This window comes from Succinispira mobilis DSM 6222 (assembly GCF_000384135.1).
In the GTDB taxonomy this organism is placed as follows: Bacteria; Bacillota; Negativicutes; order Acidaminococcales; family Succinispiraceae; genus Succinispira; species Succinispira mobilis.
This window is the reverse complement of the sequence record NZ_KB913028.1, coordinates 721,172-743,467: the sequence shown is the minus strand read 5'-3', so window position 1 is coordinate 743,467 and position 22,296 is coordinate 721,172. Positions and strand designations below refer to the sequence as shown.

The 22,296-nt window shown below is 36.1% G+C and carries 17 protein-coding genes and 1 riboswitch; of the genes, 5 read left to right on the top strand and 12 right to left on the bottom strand.

Annotated features, from left to right (window positions below):
* Positions 1-4: 4 nt before the first annotated feature.
* From prfB to uraA, 4 genes are all read right to left on the bottom strand, one after another.
* Positions 5-1,100, bottom strand: a protein-coding gene (gene prfB, locus SUCMO_RS0103510; RefSeq protein ID WP_245539344.1) for a peptide chain release factor 2 whose coding sequence is annotated in 2 segments (ribosomal slippage) — positions 5-1,027 and positions 1,029-1,100 — 1,095 coding nt in all. Because the reading frame shifts where the segments join, the coding sequence is not laid out codon by codon here.
* A 19-nt stretch (positions 1,101-1,119) separates the two neighbouring features.
* Positions 1,120-3,636 (bottom strand): preprotein translocase subunit SecA, encoded by a 2,517-nt coding sequence (secA, locus tag SUCMO_RS0103505; protein WP_019879095.1) that lies wholly within the window; start codon positions 3,634-3,636, stop codon positions 1,120-1,122.
* Positions 3,637-3,858: 222 nt separating this feature from the next.
* Complete coding sequence (hpf, locus tag SUCMO_RS0103500; RefSeq protein WP_019879094.1) at positions 3,859-4,401, bottom strand: ribosome hibernation-promoting factor, HPF/YfiA family; 543 nt, start codon at positions 4,399-4,401, stop codon at positions 3,859-3,861.
* 164 nt (positions 4,402-4,565) lie between these two features.
* On the bottom strand, positions 4,566-5,825 hold the full coding sequence (gene uraA, locus SUCMO_RS0103495; RefSeq protein WP_019879093.1) for a uracil permease: 1,260 nt from the start codon (positions 5,823-5,825) through the stop codon (positions 4,566-4,568).
* A 336-nt stretch (positions 5,826-6,161) separates the two neighbouring features.
* Between uraA and SUCMO_RS0103490 the strand changes: the two genes are divergently transcribed.
* From SUCMO_RS0103490 to SUCMO_RS10935, 4 genes are all read left to right on the top strand, one after another.
* Positions 6,162-6,533, top strand: a complete 372-nt coding sequence (locus SUCMO_RS0103490) for a class II SORL domain-containing protein (protein WP_019879092.1) — start codon at positions 6,162-6,164, stop codon at positions 6,531-6,533.
* 244 nt (positions 6,534-6,777) lie between these two features.
* Positions 6,778-8,019: a pyridoxal phosphate-dependent aminotransferase gene (locus SUCMO_RS0103485; protein ID WP_019879091.1), complete on the top strand. Its 1,242-nt coding sequence runs from the start codon at positions 6,778-6,780 to the stop codon at positions 8,017-8,019.
* 118 nt (positions 8,020-8,137) lie between these two features.
* Complete coding sequence (locus SUCMO_RS0103480) at positions 8,138-9,781, top strand: nucleoside kinase (RefSeq protein ID WP_019879089.1); 1,644 nt, start codon at positions 8,138-8,140, stop codon at positions 9,779-9,781.
* Between the two features lie 155 nt (positions 9,782-9,936).
* Positions 9,937-12,135, top strand: a complete 2,199-nt coding sequence (locus SUCMO_RS10935; protein WP_019879088.1) for a diguanylate cyclase — start codon at positions 9,937-9,939, stop codon at positions 12,133-12,135.
* Positions 12,136-12,152: 17 nt separating this feature from the next.
* On the opposite strand, the gene SUCMO_RS0103470 is transcribed toward SUCMO_RS10935, so the two are convergent.
* The 7 genes from SUCMO_RS0103470 to SUCMO_RS0103435 form a co-directional block, all read right to left on the bottom strand.
* The gene (locus SUCMO_RS0103470; RefSeq protein WP_019879087.1) at positions 12,153-12,989 is read right to left on the bottom strand and encodes a 4Fe-4S binding protein; all 837 of its coding nucleotides are present in this window, start codon (positions 12,987-12,989) and stop codon (positions 12,153-12,155) included.
* 49 nt (positions 12,990-13,038) lie between these two features.
* Positions 13,039-13,200, bottom strand: a complete 162-nt coding sequence (locus SUCMO_RS11175; protein ID WP_019879086.1) for a DpnD/PcfM family protein — start codon at positions 13,198-13,200, stop codon at positions 13,039-13,041.
* Position 13,201: 1 nt separating this feature from the next.
* A complete protein-coding gene (locus SUCMO_RS0103460; protein ID WP_019879085.1) occupies positions 13,202-13,996 on the bottom strand; it encodes a phospholipase D-like domain-containing protein in 795 nt (264 codons plus the stop codon).
* 280 nt (positions 13,997-14,276) lie between these two features.
* The gene (gene ltrA / locus SUCMO_RS0103455; RefSeq protein ID WP_019879084.1) at positions 14,277-15,668 is read right to left on the bottom strand and encodes a group II intron reverse transcriptase/maturase; all 1,392 of its coding nucleotides are present in this window, start codon (positions 15,666-15,668) and stop codon (positions 14,277-14,279) included.
* 561 nt (positions 15,669-16,229) lie between these two features.
* Positions 16,230-17,747, bottom strand: a complete 1,518-nt coding sequence (gene guaA, locus SUCMO_RS0103450; protein WP_033297256.1) for a glutamine-hydrolyzing GMP synthase — start codon at positions 17,745-17,747, stop codon at positions 16,230-16,232.
* 125 nt (positions 17,748-17,872) lie between these two features.
* Entirely contained in the window at positions 17,873-19,261 is a 1,389-nt protein-coding gene (locus SUCMO_RS0103445; RefSeq protein WP_019879081.1) for an alanine/glycine:cation symporter family protein, read from the bottom strand.
* 111 nt (positions 19,262-19,372) lie between these two features.
* A riboswitch (glycine riboswitch) is annotated at positions 19,373-19,464 on the bottom strand.
* Between the two features lie 250 nt (positions 19,465-19,714).
* Positions 19,715-20,128 (bottom strand): Asp23/Gls24 family envelope stress response protein, encoded by a 414-nt coding sequence (locus SUCMO_RS0103435; protein WP_019879079.1) that lies wholly within the window; start codon positions 20,126-20,128, stop codon positions 19,715-19,717.
* A 144-nt stretch (positions 20,129-20,272) separates the two neighbouring features.
* Between SUCMO_RS0103435 and SUCMO_RS0103430 the strand changes: the two genes are divergently transcribed.
* On the top strand, positions 20,273-21,613 hold the full coding sequence (locus SUCMO_RS0103430) for a lipase family protein (protein ID WP_019879078.1): 1,341 nt from the start codon (positions 20,273-20,275) through the stop codon (positions 21,611-21,613).
* Here SUCMO_RS0103430 and SUCMO_RS10280 read toward each other — a convergent pair.
* Positions 21,610-22,296 (bottom strand): energy-coupling factor ABC transporter ATP-binding protein, encoded by a 687-nt coding sequence (locus SUCMO_RS10280; protein WP_019879077.1) that lies wholly within the window; start codon positions 22,294-22,296, stop codon positions 21,610-21,612. The two genes, SUCMO_RS0103430 and SUCMO_RS10280, sit on opposite strands and share 4 nt — an antisense overlap.

Genomic DNA, 22,296 nt, shown 5'->3' with positions numbered 1-22,296 from the left:
CCACCTATCCCTTGCGCAAATATGCTTGTATGAAAATATCTAAATCACCATCCATGACTGCTTGAGAGTTTCCTGTTTCTGCGCCTGTACGATGATCTTTAACTAAATTATAGGGATGAAAAACATAACTGCGAATTTGACTTCCCCACTCTATAGCTTGATATTCTCCGGCAATACCGTCGCGAATTTTAGCTTGTTTTTCTAATTCCAATTCAAATAACCTTGCTCTAAGTAAGCGCATACAGCGTTCTCTATTTTGAATCTGGGAACGTTCACTCTGACATTGCACTACAACTCCCGTGGGTATATGTGTGATCCGTACCGCAGAATCCGTTTTATTGATATGCTGTCCACCTGCTCCACTAGCTCGATAAGTATCAATACGCAAATCAGCACTATTAATAACAACTTCAATATTGTCCGCTACCTCTGGCATCACATCCACAGCCGCAAAAGAAGTGTGTCGTCTAGCATTAGCATCAAATGGAGAAATACGCACTAACCGATGCACACCTTTTTCCGACTTTAGATAGCCGTAGGCATTATAGCCATTAATCTGCAAAGTTGCACTTTTAACACCAGCTTCATCGCCGGCCAAATAGTCTAATAATTCCAATTTAAAACCAGCTCGTTCAGCATAGCGTCCATACATTCGCAACAACATTTGTACCCAATCTTGAGCCTCGGTTCCGCCTGCTCCTGCATGTAAAGTAATGATTGCATTACTCTTATCGTACTCACCCTTAAGCAAAGTGGCCAACTCTAAATTATGCAAATCACTTTGCAAACTCTCTACCTCACAAGCTATTTCCTTACCTAGTTCTTGATCATCTTCTTCTAGCGCCATTGCTAATAAAACATTGGCATCTTCTAAGCGATTTTCCAACTTAGCAAATAGGTCAACGCTGCTTTTTAGAGCATTTAATTCTTGAGCAATTTTCTGGGCCTTTTCTACTTCATCCCAAAAATCTTGTCGGCCCATTTCATATTCTAGCTGCTCTATTCGCTCTATTTTGCTAGCAATTTCAAAGAGACCTCCTAAGTTGCTTGGCTTTATTACTTAAGCTAACTAATTCTAATTTATAATCATCTAATAACACTTGCTCCACCTAACCAAATTTATTTGTTTTTTCCACAGCAGTTTTTATATTTTCTGCCACTTTTGCAGGGACAATCATCATTTCGCCCAATATCATGTTTATTAACTATTGGTTTTTTTTTAATTTCTTCTTGAGATTCACCATGTACTGTTTCTGCTTCAGCTAAGTGATCTTCTAATTGCGGCTGGCTGAAAAAATTAATTTTATATAGATACTTAACAATGTCATCTTGGATAGCATCTATCATGGCTTGAAACATATCATAAGCTTCAAATTTATATTCCACCAAAGGATCTTTTTGTCCGTAGGCTCTAAGTCCAATGCCTTCACGCAACATATCCATCGCATCTAGATGTTCCATCCACTTTTGATCCACAATCTTTAACATAATTACTTTTTCTAATTCACGCATGGTTGCTTCGCCCAAGGCATTTTCGCGCTCTTGATAATTATCATCAGCAACTTGCTGCAAAAATTCACCAAGCTCTTCACGGCTATATTTACCTAAGTCTTCAGGGGTGTACTTACCAGTAGGCATGTAATATTCTTCAGCATAAGCAATCATCGCTACCAAATCCCAATCTTCGGGATAAACTTCTTTAGGAGCATACATTTCCACGGTCCGCTCTACGACTTTACTAATCATGCCACTAATATTTTCTGGAAGATTTTCTTCTCTTAAAATTTTCTTACGTTGTGCGTAGATTACTTCCCGTTGTTGATTCATAACATCATCATATTCCAAAACATATTTCCGAATACTAAAGTTATGTGCCTCTACTTTCTTTTGTGCCTGCTCAATAGATTTCGTAACTAAACCATGTTCGATTGGGTCATCTTCTTCCATCCCCAATTTTTCCATGATGTTAGAGATACTATCTGAGCCAAATAAACGCATCAAATCATCCTCTAAAGATAAATAGAAACGAGTTGAGCCAGGGTCGCCTTGACGTGCCGCTCTACCCCGCAATTGATTATCAATCCGACGACTTTCATGGCGTTCCGTACCTACAATATGTAAGCCCCCAAGCTCTACTACACCTTCACCTAGTACAATGTCAGTCCCACGACCAGCCATGTTAGTGGCAATGGTAACCGCTCCTTTTTGACCGGCTTTAGCAATAATTTCCGCTTCTTTTTCATGATGTTTAGCATTTAATACTGCATGTGGTACGCCTTGCTTTTTTAACATATTAGAAAGATTTTCAGATTGCTCAATAGAAGTAGTGCCCACCAATACTGGTTGCCCTTTTGCATGTAATTCCGTAATTTCATTAATCGCTGCTTTATATTTAGCACGTTTATTTTTATAAACAACATCTGGCAAATCTTTACGCATCGAAGGTTTATTCGTAGGAATTACTAAAACATCTACGCCATAAATATTTTGAAATTCTTGTTCTTCTGTTTTTGCTGTACCAGTCATCCCGCCTAATTTATCATACATTCTAAAGTAGTTTTGAAAAGTAATTGCCGCCAAAGTTTGGCTTTCGCGTTCAACAACTACACCTTCCTTAGCTTCAATAGATTGATGTAATCCATCTGAATAACGACGACCAAACATCATCCGGCCTGTAAATTCATCAATTATTACAATTTCACCATCTTTTACAACATAATCACGATCTCTACGCATTAATTCTTTAGCCCGTAAAGCCTGATTAAACAGATGCGAAACTTCAATGTTTTCACCATCAAACATATTGGTAATATTCATCATTTTTTCAACTTTAGCTATCCCGCTTTCCGTTGGCGCTACGGTTTTAGCTTTTTCATCTATTTTATAATCTTCTTCAATAGTTAATTTTTTTACAACTTCAGCTAAAACATTATATAAGCCCGTAGAGCGTTCCCCTGGACCAGAGATTATCAATGGTGTTCTCGCTTCATCTATTAAAATACTATCCACTTCATCAACAATCGCAAAATTCAAAGGTCTTTGTACCATTTGTTCTGGATAAATAACCATGTTATCTCTTAAATAGTCAAAACCAAATTCATTATTAGTTCCATAAGTAATATCAGCATTGTAAGCAGCTTTACGTTCTGGAAAATCCATTCCTTGCATAATTAAGCCCACATTCATACCTAAAAATTTATGTAACTTACCCATCCAATTGCTATCACGTTTAGCTAGATAATCATTTACCGTAACTACATGCACGCCTTTACCTGAAAGTGCGTTTAAATAAGCAGCTAAAGTGGATACTAAAGTTTTACCCTCACCAGTTCGCATTTCTGCAATTTTACCTTCGTGTAAAGCAATACCACCAATAAGTTGTACATCAAAATGGCGCATCCCTAAAACACGTTTTGAAGCTTCTCGAACTACTGCAAACGCCTCAGGCAACAACTCATCTAAAGTTTCACCTTTTTCTAAGCGCCACTTGAAATCATCAGTTTTTGCAATAAGCTTTGCATCTGTAAGATTAATCATATCTTGCTCAAGAGCATTTATTTTATCTACGTAAACTTGCATTCTCTTTAATTCTTTTTCATTAGAGTCGCCAAATAATTTCTTTAAAAAACCGAGCAAAAAAACCACTCCTCATCATCTTTATCTATTGTTTAACTCTCGTAAAAACAGCTATTTTTCAATAGTTTGCTAATTATTTATTGTAACAGAAAGGTCTGTAAAAGTCAAAAACAAAGCAAGCCTAATCTTCCTGTACTAAAGATTATTTAGGCTTTTATTCATACAAAAAAACTCGCCCAATTAGTATCTTTATGATTTCTAACGGGCGAGTAATTTTTTTATTTACTTTTTAATATCAGGTTGGATTAAACCATAATTTCCATCGTGACGTTTATAAACAATTCCCATACTATCATCTTCCGCATCAATATATACAAAGAAGGAATGATTAAGCAAGTTCATTTGCATAATTGCCTCTTCAATAGACATTGGTTTAATTGGAAAACGTTTGCTTCGCACTACTTTAAACTCTTCATTATCTGCTTCTTCTTGTTTAGAAGGAACCACTAACTCACTTTTAAAACTAGCACTATCTCTAAAGCGTCTAGTTAATTTAGTTTTATGTTTAGATATTTGTTTTTCAATTTTTTCCACTACCAAATCAATCGCTTCATACATATCCTTAGTGCCTTCTTCAGCTCTAAGTAAAACATAACCAGCATTAACAGTTAGTTCAACAATTTGTTTATTTTTCTCTACTTTTAATAAAGCACTAATATCCTTGATATCTGAAAAATATCTTGTAACCTTACTAACGCGTTTTTCTACATAATCTTTTAAAGCAGGAGTAATTTCAATGTTTCTACCTTTAACGTTTACCATCATAAGTCACACATCCTCTCTGGATAGTTAGTGTTGAAATCAGTTAATAATTTTAGATTACAACTTCTATTAATGATAGTATTCTACACCAAAAGCAAAAATCCTTTTTTATTTATTTTTTGTAATAAAAGTTTTTAATTTGACACTAATTTTCAGTAATTTCTTTATTACTTAGCTAGCAAAGATTTAGTTATTCCTAGATACTCGAAAATTTTAAACACCAAGCTCATAACTATCGCAACCACAGTAGCTAAAGCCATTCCCTGTAAAGCTACAGTACCAATGGTTAATTTAGCGCCACTAACACCCACCGTCAAAATTATCGCCGTTAAAACTAAGTTTTGTGTTTTACTATAATCAACTTTACTATCTACTAACATTCTAATTCCCGAAGCTGCAATAACTCCAAATAACAAGATACAAATACCGCCCATTACAGGTGTAGGAATACCTCTAATTAATTCTGAAAGTTTACCCACAAACGAAAGAATAATCGCAAATACAGCTGCCCCACCAATAATCCAAACACTATAAACTTTTGTTATTGCCATTACTCCAATGTTTTCTCCATAAGTAGTATTAGGAGTAGCTCCAAAAAATCCTGAAAACACATTAGAAACTCCATCGGCAAACAAAGAGCGTGCTAACCCTGGTTGTTTCATTAGGTCCCGCCCGATAATATTACCTGTTACAACTAAATGACTAATATGTTCAGCCAGAACAACCAAAGTAGCTGGCAAAATAATTATAATTGCTTGTAAATTAAATTCCGGTACATGAAACACGGGCATTTTAAACCAAGGGGCAGCATAAACCGGTGCTAAATCAACTAGTCCCAAACTAAAAGATAATATATAGCCAAAAATAACAGCTAACAACACTGGAATTATTGCTAAGAATCCTCTAAAAGCTACGGAACTAATAACAGCTACAGCTAAAGTTGCCAAAGAAACAGTTATTGCTTTAGGATCAGCGATTTCAGCAGTCAAGCCAGCCATAGAAGCAGCTACTGGTGCTAACTCTAAACCAATAACAGCAGCTATCGCCCCCATTGCTGCCGGCGGGAAAAGAACATTAATCCAATTAGTTCCTACCAATCTAATCAATAGCGCTAGCAGACAAAAAGTTAAGCCAAAAGCAATAAATCCCGATTGCGCAGCTGCATAACCATAAACTGGTATTATCGCTAACACTGGTGAAATAAACGCAAAGCTAGAACCTAAATAAGAAGGGATTTTTCCTTTAGTTAGCAAAATATACAACAATGTTCCGATTCCATTAATCATTAAACAGATTGCAGGATCAATTTTAAATAAAAATGGTACTAAAACAGTTGCCCCAAACATCGCAAACAGATGCTGTAAACTAAGGGGAATTGCCTTTAATAAAGCTGGACGGTCTTCAACTTGAATAATATTGTTTTGCACGGCTCTCACTCCTAAAAATTTAATTTTAAACTATCCTTAAAAACGGCAAAATAAAAGCCCTTCAAAGTCTTAGCGACCTCAAAGGGAATTGAAATTTAAATACAACTATAAAAAATTAATTTCAACACCTTTTTAGCCTCTCAGTGCTAAATTTAAAGGATAATAGTTTTACACAAAAATAATACCACAATAACAATAAAATTTCTAGTTTTATTTTACAAATTCCCAAAAAATATTTATTTCAGAATTCTACACAAAACTATTCAAATATGATAGTATTTTAGATAGATGCCTGTATTATTTTACAGGCGAATGATAATTTGGGAGGGATAAACAATGAAATTAGCCGATTGCATTCAAACTGCCGACTGGAAAGCAGAAAAACACGTACCTGCTATTACCGTACCTGCGGAGATTAAAGCAGGAGAATTTTTCACTGTTCAAGCTTGTGTAGGTAAGGATATTGCACATCCTAACACTTTAGAACATAATATCCAATGGGTTCAATTATTTTTCAAACCTGAAGGAGGTAAATTTGCAATTGAGTTAGGTAAAGCTGTATTTACAGCTCATGGCGAAAGCGATACCTTCACTAATCCTTGTCTTTGTCTAAATACCAAAATAAACACTAACGGTACTTTTATTGCCCTTAGTTATTGTAATATTCATGGTCTTTGGGAAGACAGTGTAGAAGTAAAAGTTCTTTAATTTCATAAACTAATAGGCTACTTTCTGTTTCTTGGAAGTAGCCTATTTTCAACAGTAAATATACATAATAATTTTTCATTATCCAAGCAAACAATAGCTTTTTTTATTGTCTACGATTCGCAAAAAGTGTATACTATAAACATACTTCTAAACAGATTTGCGAATTTTTGTGTTCTTTTTGAAGTAAATAAATAACTACGAGTTATTTTAAATTTAACCAATATTTTTAGGAGGGTTTATAATTATGACAATCAGTATCGCTGCTCCCCATGCCAAAGGAAAATTTGCCCAAGATAAAATTTTTGGTGCAAGTGCTGCTGCTAATAAAGCTGCCGCCCAATTTGGTAAAGAAAATGTAACTAATGCTACAATTGGAGCAATTTTAGATGAAAACGAAGTATTAGTTTGCTTACCAACAGTAGAAGAAACTTATAGAAAACTTTCTACTAATGACCTAATAGCTTATGCACCAATTGCTGGTCTACCTGCCTATTTAGAAAGTGTAAAAGTAGCTGCCTTCGGCAAATCTATTCCTGAAGGTCATATTTCGGCAGTAGCAACTTCTGGCGGTTCTGGTGCTTTGCATCATGTGGTTTGGAATTATACCTCTGAAGGAGATACTATTTTAACTTCTGACTGGTATTGGGGTCCTTATAACGTTTTTTGCAAAGATATGTTACGCAAGCTTGATACATATCAAATGTTAGATGATAACTTGCAGTATAATCTCCCAGCTTTAAAAGCTAAAGTAGCTACAATTTTAGAAAAACAAGATAGTTTAGTATTAATAATCAATACTCCTGCACATAATCCAACTGGTTATAGTCTGAGCGACCATGACTGGGATGGCGTTTTAAATATTTTAAAAGAACAAGCAGCTAAAGGTAAAAACATCATCTTAACTGTGGATGTGGCTTATCTTGATTTTGCTGGTGAAAAAGAAGAAGTGCGTAAATTCTTCAAGAAATTTTCTAACCTACCTTCTAATATCTTAGTGCTTGTACCTTACAGTATGTCTAAAGGCTTTACCCTTTATGGACAACGCACTGGCGCGCTACTAGCTATTTCTTCTAGCGCTGAAGTAATCAAAGAATTCGACGATATTAACCAATTTACGAGTCGTGCTACTTGGTCAAATATCAATCGCCCTTGTATGACAACATTGGCTACAATTTACAATGATCCTAAACTACTTGCTGCAGTAGAAAAAGAGCGGGCTGATTACTATCAAATGATTAAAGCTCGCGCTGATTTATTCACCGCTGAAGCTAAAGAAGCTGGATTGTTGATGTTACCATACGTAGCTGGTTTCTTCTTATCAATTCCAACTGATAATTCCGATGCTGTTTGTGATAAATTACACGAAGATAATATTTTCGCAGTACCACTAGCACGCGGAGTTAGAGTTGCCGTTTGTGCTGTACCTTTAAATAAAATAAAAGGTATGGCCAGCAAAATTAAAAAAGCTATTGATTCTCTTGCTTAATTAATTCACTCACATTTTTATAAAAAATTTAGGCTACTTTTAAAATATGCTCGTCCCCTAACTCAAGGGAACACTAATTTAAAAGTAGCCTTTTTAACAAATTGGAGGTTGGCTATTTATGAATAATATAACCGTTCTTATTAACAAAACGTTTACCCGTACTATCACTAGCCAAACTAGTCTCTTAGAACTTAGTCAAGAATTTTCTTCAAGTTTTTCTACTCCTATTGTTGCCGCTATTGTCAATGGCGAAGAAAAAAGTCTTCATTTTAAACTTGACACCGACCAAACAGCAATTAGTTTTTTAGAACTGCAAACACCAATTGGCATGCGCATCTATTCGCGCAGCTTAATTATGCTTTTACAAATTGCCCTCAAGCAATTAAAATATAATTTAAACTTCTCGGCTAAACATAATCTCGGGGATGCCATTTATTGTGAACTAGCTCCTGAAATTGAAATAACAGCTAATTTTATCGCCCAGTTGAAAGAAAAAATGTTAGAAATTGTAGCTTCCAATACCGCTATTGAATATAATCGAATGCCCAAACAAAAAGCTTGTGACTTATTTCACAAATTAAATCTTGAAAAAAATATCGGCTTAATAAAATATCTTAAACAAGATGAAATCACCTATTATAGCTGTCTAGGTATTTCTAACTACTTTTTTTCTCCCTTAGTTCCTTTTACTGGCATTTTGAAAATTTTTGATGTTTTAGCCTATCGTCAGGGAATTTTAATTCGCTACCCTAAGTACCACGCACCCACAGTACTTCAGCCTTATAAAAATCAAACTAAATTAGCTGATATTTTCGAAGAAGCTTCTAATTGGGCAAAACTAATTGAGTGTGATACAGTTTCAGATCTAAATAATAAAGTGGTTAGCCAAGAATTCAATGATATTATCAGTATTTCCGAGGCCTTGCATGAAAAGAAAATTGCCGAAATTGCTGATAAAATAAAAAGCGACAGCCTTCACAAGCGACTTATTCTTATTGCCGGTCCTTCTTCTTCTGGGAAAACAACTTTTACCAAACGACTAAATATACACTTGCGCGTTAATGGTCTAAAACCAGCAAATTTATCTATTGATGATTATTTTCTCAGTCGTTCTCATACACCACGCAAAAGCAATGGTGACTATGATTTTGAAAGTATTCATGCCATCGACTTAAAACTTTTCAATGAACATTTATGCCGCATTTTACGTGGCGAACGTGTGAAAATTCCAACCTTTAACTTTGTTTCTGGTTGCACAGAATATCGTGGTAATAGTATTCAGTTAGAACCAGGTCAACCTATCTTAGTAGAAGGAATTCATGCTCTTAATGAGCAGTTGACCGCTAGTATTGCCGCTGAATACAAACTTAAAATCTATGTTAGTGCCATAACAGGAATATCCCTAGATCCCTACAATCGTATTCGTACTACTGATTGTCGTCTGCTACGTCGCATTGTCCGCGATAGTCAATTTAGGGCCCATGATGCTCGGGAAACTCTGAGACTATGGCCTAGTGTGCGTGCTGGTGAAGAGGAAAATATTTTTCCTTACCAGGAAGATGCCGACATTATGTTTAATACTTCTTTACTCTATGAACTATTGGTAATTAAGCAGTATGCTACCGAACTCCTAAATCAAGTTACCAGCGAACAAGATGAATACTCCGAAGCTCGCCGCCTCTTAAATCTTTTAAATCATGTTTTAGAAATTGATAAATTTAACATCCCTGATAATTCTATTTTAAAGGAGTTTATTGGCTAAAATTTTTAAAAAGCCCTTGAAAATCTGGCGTTAATGCGACGTCAAATTTCAAAGGGCTTTTTTATTTATTATTAGTTTTTAAAAAGTTTATTTTTCTTAGCATTACTCATTCTCATGAATAACTGTTCCCCTGACAAGCCGCCCCGGTTTTAGAATTGACCGCTAAAGAAAAAGCCTATATCCAAAACCACGGCCCTGTAAAACTAGTTGTTGATCCAGATTGGTATCCCTACGAAGAACTTGATAAAAAATCTAATTATCGGGGCATTGCTCCAGACTTACTTAAACTTATTAGCGAACGTACCGGACTTATTTTTGAAGTCGTGCCTACTAAAAACTGGAATGAAACAATTCGTCTGGTGCAAGAAGGCAAGGCCGATGCGGTTAGTTTGTTGAACTCAACTAAAGATCGCCGCGAATGGTTGTTGTTTTCTAATGTCTATTATTCAGACCCCAATGTTCTAATTACGCGTGAAGAACACGACTATATTTCCGACCTTTCACGCTTTACTCAGGAAACAATGGTTTTGCCTACCGGTACTAGCATTGAAGAAAAACTCCGCAAAGATTATCCAAGTTTAAAAATTATCTTAGTCGAAAGCGAGCCCCAAGCAATACAAATGGTCAAAGAACGAAAAGCCGATATGACTTTGCGTTCCCTAAGTATGGCCGCTTATCATATTAATAAATACGGCTATTTCAATTTAAAAGTTGCTGGCGAAATGCCTAATTATGTTAACGATTTTAGAATTGGAATAACCAAACAAGACACTACTTTGCAAAATATCCTTAATAAGGGTATTGCTACAATCACGCCCCAAGAAGTTCAAGAAGCGATCAATCACCATATCTCTATAAAAATTCAAAAAGGCTTTGATTGCCATTTATTTTTCCTCGTACTTAGTGCTTGTTTTCTAATCTTTTTGGTTTCAGTTTTTTGGATGCGTAAGCTCTACAAAGTTAATAAAAAATTGCAACAACGTCAAGAAGAACTTACAGAATTAAGTAGCCAGCTCGCCGAAAGTGAATTTTTCTATAAATCAATTCTTCAGGCTTCGCCAGAGGCAATTATTGTTTCTGATACTGACGAAAAAATTATTATGGCTTCCCCCTCCACCAAAAACATCATTGATGTTACTTCGGTTGACAATTTAATCGGCAAATATTTAATTGACTTCATTGTTCCTACAGAACACGCTAAAGTCCAAGACAATATCAGCAAACTAAAAAATGCTGAACCTTTAGGCACCACCTTTTATCAACTTAATAACAGTTCTGCTGAAAAAATTTTTATCGAAGTTAATAGCCGAGTAATTACAAATCCCCAAGATGGGACTCATAAGATGATCTCCATCATCAGAAACGCCACGGAAAAAATAAATAATGAGCTCCTTTTACAGTATCGCGCCAACAAATATCAAGAACTCGTCTCTGATCTCGAGGCTCAAAACAAACTGCTCCATGAAAATATATCCATCGATAAAATGACCGGAATTAAAAATCGCTATTATTTCGAACAACGTGTACTCGAGGAAATAAAAATTGCTGATTATAATAAACAGCCTTTGGCTTTATTGCTTTTTGATATTGACAACTTTAAGAAAGTTAATGGTACCTATGGTCATGATATTGGCGATAAAATAATTATTCGGATTACCCAGACAACCACTAATATTATTCGCGCTACCGACCTCTTTGCACGTTGGGGTGGGGAAGAATTTGTAATCTTAATGCCCAAAACTTCACTAACTACAGCCAAAGAACGTGCCGAACAACTTAGACAAGCAATTGCAGAAATTCCTCACCCAGAAACAGGTTCTGTTACCATTAGTATCGGTGTCGCTGAATGGCAAGCAACCGAAATCCCCGCCAATTGGTTTAAACGTGCTGATAAAGCTTTGTATAGCGCCAAACATAATGGTCGAAATCGGGTTGAAGTAAGTACCAGTATTGAGACAGTTGACCCACTAAACTTGACTTGGAGTGATAGTTTTAATAGCGGGCACTCTAAAATTGACAAGCAACATCGTGAATTACTGGATATTTGCGTTATGATTATGAAAACCGCTCTCGAACCCAAAAAAGCTGAGAAACTTACGAGTATTTTTTCACAGCTAATAAAAAATGTCCAAGTACACTTTGAATCTGAAGAACAAGTACTGCGGGAAATTAATTATCCAGATTTAACAAAACACTGTGAATTACATCAAAAACTTTTACTTAAACTAGCTAATATTCTCAAAAACACACCCACTAATGAATTACTCTCACAGACAATTGTTGCTTTCATAATTAACGATGTGGTTATGGGCCATCTTTTACAAGAAGACATCAAATTTTTTCACATGTTTTAAAATATTTCACAGAAAAATTATTTTTTATTTTTACTCGGGATCTTGTCACCGCACGGAACGCCGACTTGACATTTTCCACAACCATAATAAGGAGCATAGCGTGCTTTGATTTCCTCTAAATATTGAGCACAAATTTGATGATTTTTGCCATTTTTTAAAGAAATTGCTTGAGCTGGACATTTTCTAATACAAGCGCCACACTCGCTACAATATTCATAAACATCTTGATAGTCTCGCCTATCTCGAGGAAGTTCCAACTCTGTTATTAAACTAGTAAATCTTCCTGCCATCCCTTGCGCTGTAATCAATCCCTTAGACAAACCAAACGTTCCCGCACCACAAACAAAAGCCACATGCCGCTCTGACCAATTGCTAGTATAAGCTACATCAGGATGTGCTGTTTGTGGATTAAACTTTGTCTTGGACCAAAACCGCTCATCTAGTGATGGTGCAACCGTTTTATAACCAAGCTCTAGCAATTCATCTCTTAGGTATGCAGTTAACTTGTCTATATAGACTTGACCTTCTAATCTTGCATGTAGCCATTCCTCAGCAGGCTCTTCAGCCATCGAGTTTGCTACTTTTACAGCTTTAGTAAAAGGTAAAAATATTGCAATAACAGTTTTAGCAGTAGGTAACCATTCTTTGGGACAGGTAAAATATTCCCCCATTCCTTGGTCGCTTTTTAGCACTTCAAACAAAGGATCTGTGGCACTGGCAATAAAGCAACTAGGTTGTTCAAACATTTTCAGACCTATGACTTCTGATTTTAAAGCTTTTTCTACTTTTATAAAGTTATCCTCAGAGTTATTAACAAATTCAGCTAAAATTCGCCTCACAAATTCTTTATCCACAATTTCACTCCTTATGCATTAAAAATTTCTTAAACTCAAATGAATATTACTATTTTACCAATATCTCAGTTTTAACATAATCATCCGCAACTAATATAATTTCTGAATTTTTATATTGTTTTTCAACTACATCTAATGCTTCTTCTGCATTATTTGCCTCTATTTTTACTACTTTAGTAAGAGTTTCTTTTATTTCAACAAAATATTTCATTTTACCTCCAAAGTTTTTGATAATAGCCATTACCTAAGAATTTAATCAACCCTAAATCTCTCAGTTCCTGTAATACACGGCTAACCGTCTGTAATGGTGTTTTAGCTTTAGGATATTTTTTCAATAAAAAGTCTTGGTAATATTTCAAATCTTCTCTTGTAAAAATATCCTTGTCTAATCTAACTATTAATGTCAAAACCAAATTTTTCCATCCCGAAAAATTATTTAGCAGATTATTACTGCCTATTTGAATAATATTTTCGATTTCTGTTGAATTATCTGCTTCAAATCTAGATAATTTTTCACTATGAAAATTAGGTAAAGTTAATAAAATTTCTTTTATTTTTAAAATATGCTTTTTTTCAACTATACCATTATTTTCATTTTTACAAATATCTTGGTAATCAGATACAACATTATTTACTATTTCTTTGTCATCAATAAATACACCATATTCAAGGTTGGCTTTCAAGCCAGCAGATGTTAAATTAGCCGAAGTAATAACACATTTTATATTATCAAAAATATATATTTTTGCATGCAAACGTTGTGCGTTTATAATTGGTAGATTTCTCTCTGCTAAAGCCTCTAACACTTCGATATCTAAGGCTCCCTTATATAAACTATTAAGATTAACATTAGTAATTAATGATAAATCAACACTTTTTTTCTTTAAAGAAAAAATATCATTTATTATATTCTTTTTTACAAAAGGTGAGCAAAGCTTTATACTCTCAGATGATTTTGCGCATAAATCTCTAAATTGATTGTAAAAATGTGTATTAATAATCTGCATCTACAACCTCCAATAAAATTAATTTTCCCCAAAAAAATATTTCATTTTTTTAATTATTTTTTGTTTACCTACTTAACCTTTACATTATCAATGATATTATACTTCAGAGTTACTGAACATACAATTAAGTGCTTGTTTAAAAATAGTATCTTTATTTTTTATAAATAATCTATTGAAAATCTTCGATTTAGACCATTACCTTAAATCGAGTAGGAGGCTACCCATTAGTTGAATAGCCGACCTCTCACACCACCGTACGTACCGTTCGGTATACGGCGGTTCAATAGTTTGAGTGCAATGCCTCGTATCTTTTAGCTATGTCATCATAGCCAATGGATGCGAGGTATTCGTTTGTTAATGACCTATGCAATATCCAACTATCGGCGATACGCCAGTAGCCGAGACGAGAATTTGCCCATTCCCAGGCTTTTCGTTTTGGTATTCCTAGCCGTTTGAGGTTTTCGAACCTCGCAGAAGGTTTCTTCCATTGCTTCCAGAAGATTTGTCTTATTCTTCTTCGTGTCCATTCGTTCAAAGTGTTTATCCTTGAACTCATATTTGCTATGGAATAATAACCTAGCCATCCTATCGTGTAATTCTTTATGCTTTTAAGAATTTCCGCTATCGGTTTGGCTTGTTTCCTGCTTGTTGTTAGTTGCCTGATTTTTGACTTGAATTTCTCTATTGGCTTACCATGAGGACGTATTCCCGTTCTTTTCCCTGTTTTATAGAGTGAGAATCCTAGAAATTTGAGTCTTAACGGACTTCCCGCTTTACTCTTTTCTTGGTTCACCTTGAGCTTTAGCTTATTCTCAAGGTATTTTGTGCAACTGGTCATAACTCGCTCGGCGGCTCTCTGGCTTTTGACGTAAATGTTACAGTCATCCGCATATCTTACGAATTTATGTCCTCTGCTTTCTAGCATTTGGTCAGATGCGGTAAGATATATGTTGCTTAACAGCGGTGATAGGTTGCCACCTTGTGGTGTCCCTTCCTGCATCTTATTAACTATGCCGTTTATCATTACGCCACTCTTTAGGAACTTGCGTATTAGACTTATTACAGCTTCCTCTTTTATTTCTTTTCGTAGCCTATTTATTAGAATGTCATGATTCACCGTGTCGAAATATTTTGCAAGGTCAATGTCTACTACTCTGACATATCCTTGTTTATAATATTCTTCGGCTTTCTTTATTGCTTGATATGCATTGCGCCCAGGTCGAAAACCATAGCTATTTTCGGAGAATAGTGGTTCAAATATCGGCTGTAGCACTTGTGCTACAGCCTGTTGTATCATGCGGTCTATTACCGTTGGTACTCCAAGGTTCCTCTTTCCTCCATCTTGTTTTGGTATTTCTACCCTTCTCACGGGTTTAGGTTTATACCAGCCACCTCGTATGCTTGCCAGCAATTCTTCCTTATGTTTCTTTAAATAGGATAACATTTCTTCTACTGTCATTCCGTCAATGCCAGGCGCTCCGCCGTTTCGTTTTACTCTTAGATAGGCTATATTGAGGTTATCTCTATGCAGTATTTCTTCGAGTAATTTGTTTGCACCGTCTTTCTCTGCGGTTTCAAGTGTCACCATGCTCCGCGCTCCATTATTACTCTTGGTTTCCAACATACCCTCATAACGGCAGCCGACCTTAGCCGTTTTCTGCTCTCTTAACATGGCTTCACCATCCTCTCGTTCAAAAAAACTACTATTGTTCAGTCCTTCCCGAAAAAAAACCTTCGGTACTATGACCTCTGCTGACTTCTTGCAATTTAGCCATACATCACTACATGGGTTCTTTGGGTGTCATGGGGTTGCCGATGTCCTTCGAAGCCTTGCAAGACCTCCCCCGTTAAGAACGATAACCTTCCCCTCATATATCTGCTACATTTACGGACAGTATTGGACTTTGTTTTGTGCAGCAAACTCGTCCACCCTGCAAATGCCTTATATGTAATTTCTATTCGTCAGACCGAGAGTTTGCATTAGGCTTACTTCAGACTCCACCTCACGATGGACGCCCTTGCCCTCTGCTAAGTTCCTACTGCCAAGCCTGTAGTGGACTTTCACCACCAAGTTATCGCCCATTCAGGGCAAACCGCAAAAAACAGGTAACCGATTTTCAAAAAATCAGTTACCTGTTTATCTTTTTATAATTTATGTTGCCATTTTGTTGCCAAGATGGATATCAAAACCCCGCAAAGCCCCATGGTTACAGGCTTTTTCGACTTAAAAATCTTATTCCCACTCGATTGTAGATGGTGGTTTGCTCGTTACATCATATACAATACGATTAACGCCTTTTACTTCATTTACTATTCTTCTCGATACAATATCTAAGACTTCATAAGGAATATGTGCCCAATCTGAAGTCATCCCGTCAGAACTTGTAACTGCTCTTAAAGCTACTGTATGGCAATAAGTCCGCTCATCACCCATTACACCTACAGAACGAATATTAGGCAGGCAAGCAAAGTATTGCCAAATTTTTCCTTCTAAACCAGCATTCGCAATTTCTTCACGGAAAATCGCATCTGCTTCACGTGTAATTTCTAATTTTTCTTCAGTAATTTCCCCTAATACCCGAATAGCAAGTCCTGGCCCTGGGAATGGTTGACGCCATACCAAATGATGTGGAATCCCAATTTCTTCACCTACTGCGCGCACTTCGTCTTTAAATAATTCGCGTAGCGGTTCAATTAATTCCAAATCCATATCTTCTGGCAAGCCACCTACATTATGATGACTTTTAATTGTTGCTGAAGTTTTTGTACCACTTTCGACAACATCTGGATAAATTGTGCCTTGAACTAAGAAATCAATTTTACCTAATTTATTAGATTCTTCTTCAAACACCCGAATAAATTCTTCGCCAATAATTTTACGTTTCCGTTCTGGATCAGAAACGCCTGCTAATTTACCTAAGAAACGCTCTTTAGCATCAACCCGAATCAAATTCATGTCAAATTGTTTTCTAAAAATCGTTTCAACTTGATCGCCTTCATCTTTTCTCAATAAACCATGGTCGACAAACACGCAAGTTAATTGTTTACCTACAGCTTTATGAACCAAAACCGCCGCTACTGATGAATCTACCCCACCAGATAAAGCACATAATACTTTTCTGTCACCAACATATTTTTTGATCTCTGCAATCTTTTCTTCTGCAAAAGACATCATATTCCAGTCGCCGCTTAAGCCGCAAATTTTAAATAAAAAGTTAGAAAGCATGGTTTTACCAAATGGTGTATGCTCTACTTCCGGATGAAATTGGACTCCATATAAGTTTTTCGCAACATTAGCCATAGCTGCAACAGGACATTGTTTTGTTGTTGACGTTATTTCAAAACCAGCTGGCACTCCAGAAACAAAATCCGTATGGCTCATCCAACACTCATTTTCTAGAGCAATACCTGCAAAAAGTTCACATTCTTGTAAAGTAAGTGCTGTTTTACCATATTCCCGAATAACCGCACTTTCTACTTTGCCGCCTAAAGTATGGGCCATAAACTGATGTCCATAGCAAATTCCTAAAACAGGTACATCTAATTCAAATACTTGTGGATCTGCTTTAGGAGTGTCTTCCCCATACACACTATTCGGTCCACCAGAAAACACTATACCTTTGGGATTTTTAGCTTTTATTTTATCTATGCTGTAATCATATGGAACTATTTCACAATAAACCCCACATTCTCTAATTCTTCTAGCAATTAATTGACTATATTGTCCACCAAAGTCTAAAATTAGTACCATATCATGTTTTTTCACAGCCTCGTCTCCCTTTCTCTTTGCTAACCTTAATTAATTATAATGTCTTAGTATACATAAAGTAAAGACATTGTGCAAGCTTTTTCCTGCACAATGTCTTTGTTTTTTTCTTATTTTATTTGTTCAACTTCTAAGTCTTCTATTTCTTCCTCAACTTCATTGTTTTTCACATAAGCGAGGTATCGCTTAGTTTCCGCGACAACCACACCAGTCAACCCTAGCAAAGCAATCAAGTTTGGAATTGCCATCAAACCATTTACAATATCTGCCAATAACCAGATTGCCTCTAACTTCAAGAATGCTCCTGAAGCGATAAGACCAATAAATACAATTCGGTACGGCATAATGCTCTTTACTCCGAATAGGTACTCTATACAACGTTCGCCGTAATAGTTCCAACCCAAGATTGTAGTAAAGGCAAACAATATTAACCCAAAAGTTAATAAAGCTGTACCAGTTGCAGGAAAAGCACTAGCAAAAGCTGCTTGCGTCAAGGCTGCACCTTTTAAATCGCCTACCCAAACATCGCTTACTATCAAACACAACCCTGTCATGGTACAAATTATAATTGTGTCAATGAAAGTCCCAGTCATTGATACTAAACCTTGTTCTGCCGGCCATTTTGTTTTTGCCGCTGCTGCCGCAATTGGTGCCGAACCTAAGCCTGATTCATTAGAAAACACACCGCGCGCAATCCCATTACGCATTGCCATCATTACTGTAGCGCCCAAAAAACCACCTGTTGCTGCTGTAGTATTAAAGGCACTATCAATAACTAATTTTATCGCCCCTGGAACTTTATCCGCGTGGACTATTAATACGCCCATAGCTGTTACAACATATACTACTGCCATAAACGGAACTACCTTACTAGACACTTTAGCAATCGATTGTAAACCTCCGATTGTTACAGCTGCAACCAGTACTGTCAAGATAATTGCAGTTACATATTCTGGTACACCAAAAGCGCCTTTAGTAGCATCTACAATAGCATTTACTTGGGCAAAAGTCCCAATCCCAAAGTATGCAACTAGTACGCCGCTCGCTGCAAACATCACGGCTAGCGGACGATATTTTTTGCCTAATCCCTGTTCTATATAATACATCGGGCCACCAGCAACTTGTCCATTAGCATCCACCGAACGATATTTTATCGCTAATAGACCTTCGGCATATTTAGTCGCCATACCAAAAAATGCGGCCATCCACATCCAAAATAATGCCCCTGGTCCACCAGCTTTCATCGCAGTCGCTACTCCGACGATATTACCAGTACCTACTGTAGCGGCTAAAGCCGTGCACAAAGCTTGGAAACTGCTTATATCTCCTTTACCATCACTCTTCGCTGAAAAAATCAATTTTAAAGCTAAAGGTAAACGGATAATTTGCAACAAACTTAGTCTTAATGTTAGCCAAATACCTGTTCCTACCAAGAGTGCCAACAAAGGCGGCCCCCAAATAAAGTTGTCAATACTGTCCAATAATTGCATGAAATCCAAAATAAATCGCCTCTTTCCTATAAAATAAAAAAACCTGTTACAAGTTTAATTTAATAAACTTCGCAAACAGGAATAGAGAAAGAAAACATAGCACTAACACTACATTTAAATTTTACATTCTCTGTCCTTTTGCCTGAGAGATAAGGGCCTAAACCCGTGCACCTTCGGCGCCCTACTTAAAGGGGCTCTCCAGAGTTATGTCCATATACGGTTCCACCTTTTTCAAGGCACCTGAGAGTTTAAATCCTTCGGTAGACATCACTGCCATTCTCCCATATACTTCATCCATAATCATATTAACTTGTAAGATGTTTAGTATTATACACCCTCTTTTACAAAAAGACAATATGCAACCTAAAAAATATTTTATTTGTCATTATTTGCAAATTACTACGAGAAAAAAATTAATGGCAAGGCTGTTGTAAGTATACATTGCCTCGCCATTATATTTATTTATTTTTCTTCTTCAGTAGCCAGCATTAATTTTTCTGGTTTTACTAACTTCTCTACAATTACATCTATTCTATCAACTTTATATCCAGATATTGTTTCAACTTCTTCTTTTACTTTTTGACGAACAACATTTACTACTTCTGGAATACTTACGCCATAAACTATTGTCAGTTTTAATTCAAAAGCCACTGTCGCCACAAAACCAGCCTCAATGTCAGCTTCTGGTTTGTCTTTTTCACGATCGTTTTTCTTTACATGAATATGCGGGCTTAACCGTTGTGCTACGCTTTTCACTATTTGCCCTAAGGTATCTTTACTTTGGCTGTCTGTAACTACATTTTCAACCTTATTCATTGCCGTTTTGGCCAATTCCACAAATACTTCTTCACTTATTATCATTCGGCCTAATCCCATAATTTTCCCCTCCAATACATTTGACTTGAAATCGTTATTTTATTAACCCTTTCATGCTATATATTCGCTACTTTTTGTTAAAATCCTTTTATTTAAGCTTTTTTTTTGATAGAATTAAGCTGTTGTTAAGTAAGGAGGTCTTTTATGTTAAAACAGGCGCTTTGCATCTTTATTTTATTATCTTGTCTCTTGATTAATCAACCCGCAACTCTAGCCAGCCAACTGCTAAATGAACTATCTGAAGCAGAATTAATAGCTTTAGCTGCCGGTAATTGCAAGGCAACCTACTCCGATCGTGCTGCCGCAAGTCTATTTAACCTGAGTAAATATTACTCTCTTGATTTAGAGCCCTTTATCATTGAAAGTAAAATTCTCAATACAAACTTCATCTTTGCCCAACGCATAAACCCAGTAAAAAATACTAATTTCTATATCTTAGCTTTCCGCGGTTCTGAAAGTAAACAAGATTGGATTTTAAACTTCAAAACTGCCAAAGTCCCTTATCAAGTAGAAACTTCTCCAACTGATATTGCCGATAAACAAAACCAAGCTATGGTTCATAAAGGGTTCAATGAATATGCTAAATTAGCCCTAGAAGTAACTGACCAGCAAGGTAAAAAGCTTACTGATTTCCTAGTCGAGGATCCCAGCGCCCCCATCATAATAACTGGTCATAGCTTGGGTGGAGCCGTGGCTACTTTATATGCCAGTCGCCTTTTAGATTTAGGTGTACCTGCCGAGCGAATCCAAGTTATTACCTTTGGCGCTCCCGAGGTAGGCAATTCCGCTTACGCTAATAAATTTCAAGATCGTTTACCGCTACTACGAATCACTAGTAGCCAAGATCTCATACCCATAAGCTTAAATAAGTTTGTGGGCGGCTATAAAAATTTCGGAAAACATCTAGAGTACAAGGCCAAATTAACCAAATATAGCTATGCAGATCAACACAGTATGAGTTTCTATTTTAGTGAAAGCTTAAAAAGATATTATGACTTATATCAGCAAGCCCTAAATAGCAAGCTTTTAGCCCCTCCCACAAATAGTCAACTAACAGCAGATTATGCCTTAGTGGCCATCTATAACGACTATACAGCCGCATTAAAAAAAATCCCTGACTATCCCTATCTAAAACTTCTCTTAGATGACCAAATGCGCAAATTTGTCCCCAGTTATATCCTTTTAAATAACAATTTAACTGTATCTACAACTAATATTTATGAAATGTTACCCCAAATAAATAGTGTTGCTAAAACACATCAAGCAAGATATTTGCTAATAAATCAAGTAGATACAGCTTTAAATAGTGATACGGAAAAACGTTCCTTAATCTTTAGTTATGTATTATTGGATTTAAATACCAATCAAGTTTTAACCACAGCTACATATAGCAGTAGCCTAGCTTCTTATAACGGTATTTTGCAAACTTTAATTCAAACTTCGCAAAGTATCCCCAGTGTGCTAAAGCAATTTACTTTAAATTAAGCATTGCTAATTTTCAGTTGTTCTGCAATTTTAGCGCTAGCTGCATCTTCTATAATTTTACCCGCGGCTAAACAAATAGCTCGTGGGCAAAGCTGAACGGCAAAATCTAAATCATGCGTCACTATAATTTTAGTGACGCTTATTTTTTTTAAGTAATCCTGCAAAATTTTCCTAGATTTCAAATCTAAAAAAGCCGTCGGCTCGTCTAACAATAATATTTTAGGCTGCATAATCAAAACACAAGCTAAAGCGGCCATCCGCTGTTCTCCCCCCGAGAGTTCAAAAGAATTTTTACTCAAAAGTTTAGCAATCCCCATCTCTTGAGCTAATTCTGATACCCTTCTGGCTATTTCGTTTGCATCAACACCATTATTACGCAAGCCAAAGGCTAAGTCTTCATAAATAGTCGGCATAAACAATTGATTTTCTGGATTTTGAAAAACTAAACCAACCTGTTGCCTAACTTGAGCAATATTCTTTCGTTCTATTTTTATTTTATCAATAAAAATAGAACCTTGAACTGGTGTTAACAATCCCGTTAGCAAACCTAACAGTGTCGATTTACCCGAACCAGTATCTCCGAACAGAGCCACATTTTCTTGGTCTGCAACTGTTAAGTTTAAGTTATCTAATACTAAAACTCCCTTCGTATAGGCAAACTGCAAGTCTTTTATTGCTAGCAT

What these genes read in the sequence shown, in the direction of transcription:
- hpf (WP_019879094.1), bottom strand. Translation starts at nt 4,401, where the DNA reads ATGATGGTAAACGTTAAAGGTAGAAACATTGAAATTACTCCTGCTTTA.
- SUCMO_RS0103490 (WP_019879092.1), top strand. Translation starts at nt 6,162, where the DNA reads ATGAAATTAGCCGATTGCATTCAAACTGCCGACTGGAAAGCAGAAAAA.
- SUCMO_RS0103485 (WP_019879091.1), top strand. Translation starts at nt 6,778, where the DNA reads ATGACAATCAGTATCGCTGCTCCCCATGCCAAAGGAAAATTTGCCCAA.
- SUCMO_RS0103480 (WP_019879089.1), top strand. Translation starts at nt 8,138, where the DNA reads ATGAATAATATAACCGTTCTTATTAACAAAACGTTTACCCGTACTATC.
- SUCMO_RS11175 (WP_019879086.1), bottom strand. Translation starts at nt 13,200, where the DNA reads ATGAAATATTTTGTTGAAATAAAAGAAACTCTTACTAAAGTAGTAAAA.
- SUCMO_RS0103460 (WP_019879085.1), bottom strand. Translation starts at nt 13,996, where the DNA reads ATGCAGATTATTAATACACATTTTTACAATCAATTTAGAGATTTATGC.
- ltrA (WP_019879084.1), bottom strand. Translation starts at nt 15,668, where the DNA reads ATGTTAAGAGAGCAGAAAACGGCTAAGGTCGGCTGCCGTTATGAGGGT.
- guaA (WP_033297256.1), bottom strand. Translation starts at nt 17,747, where the DNA reads ATGGTACTAATTTTAGACTTTGGTGGACAATATAGTCAATTAATTGCT.
- SUCMO_RS0103435 (WP_019879079.1), bottom strand. Translation starts at nt 20,128, where the DNA reads ATGGGATTAGGCCGAATGATAATAAGTGAAGAAGTATTTGTGGAATTG.
- SUCMO_RS0103430 (WP_019879078.1), top strand. Translation starts at nt 20,273, where the DNA reads ATGTTAAAACAGGCGCTTTGCATCTTTATTTTATTATCTTGTCTCTTG.
- SUCMO_RS10280 (WP_019879077.1), bottom strand. Translation starts at nt 22,296, where the DNA reads ATGCTAGCAATAAAAGACTTGCAGTTTGCCTATACGAAGGGAGTTTTA.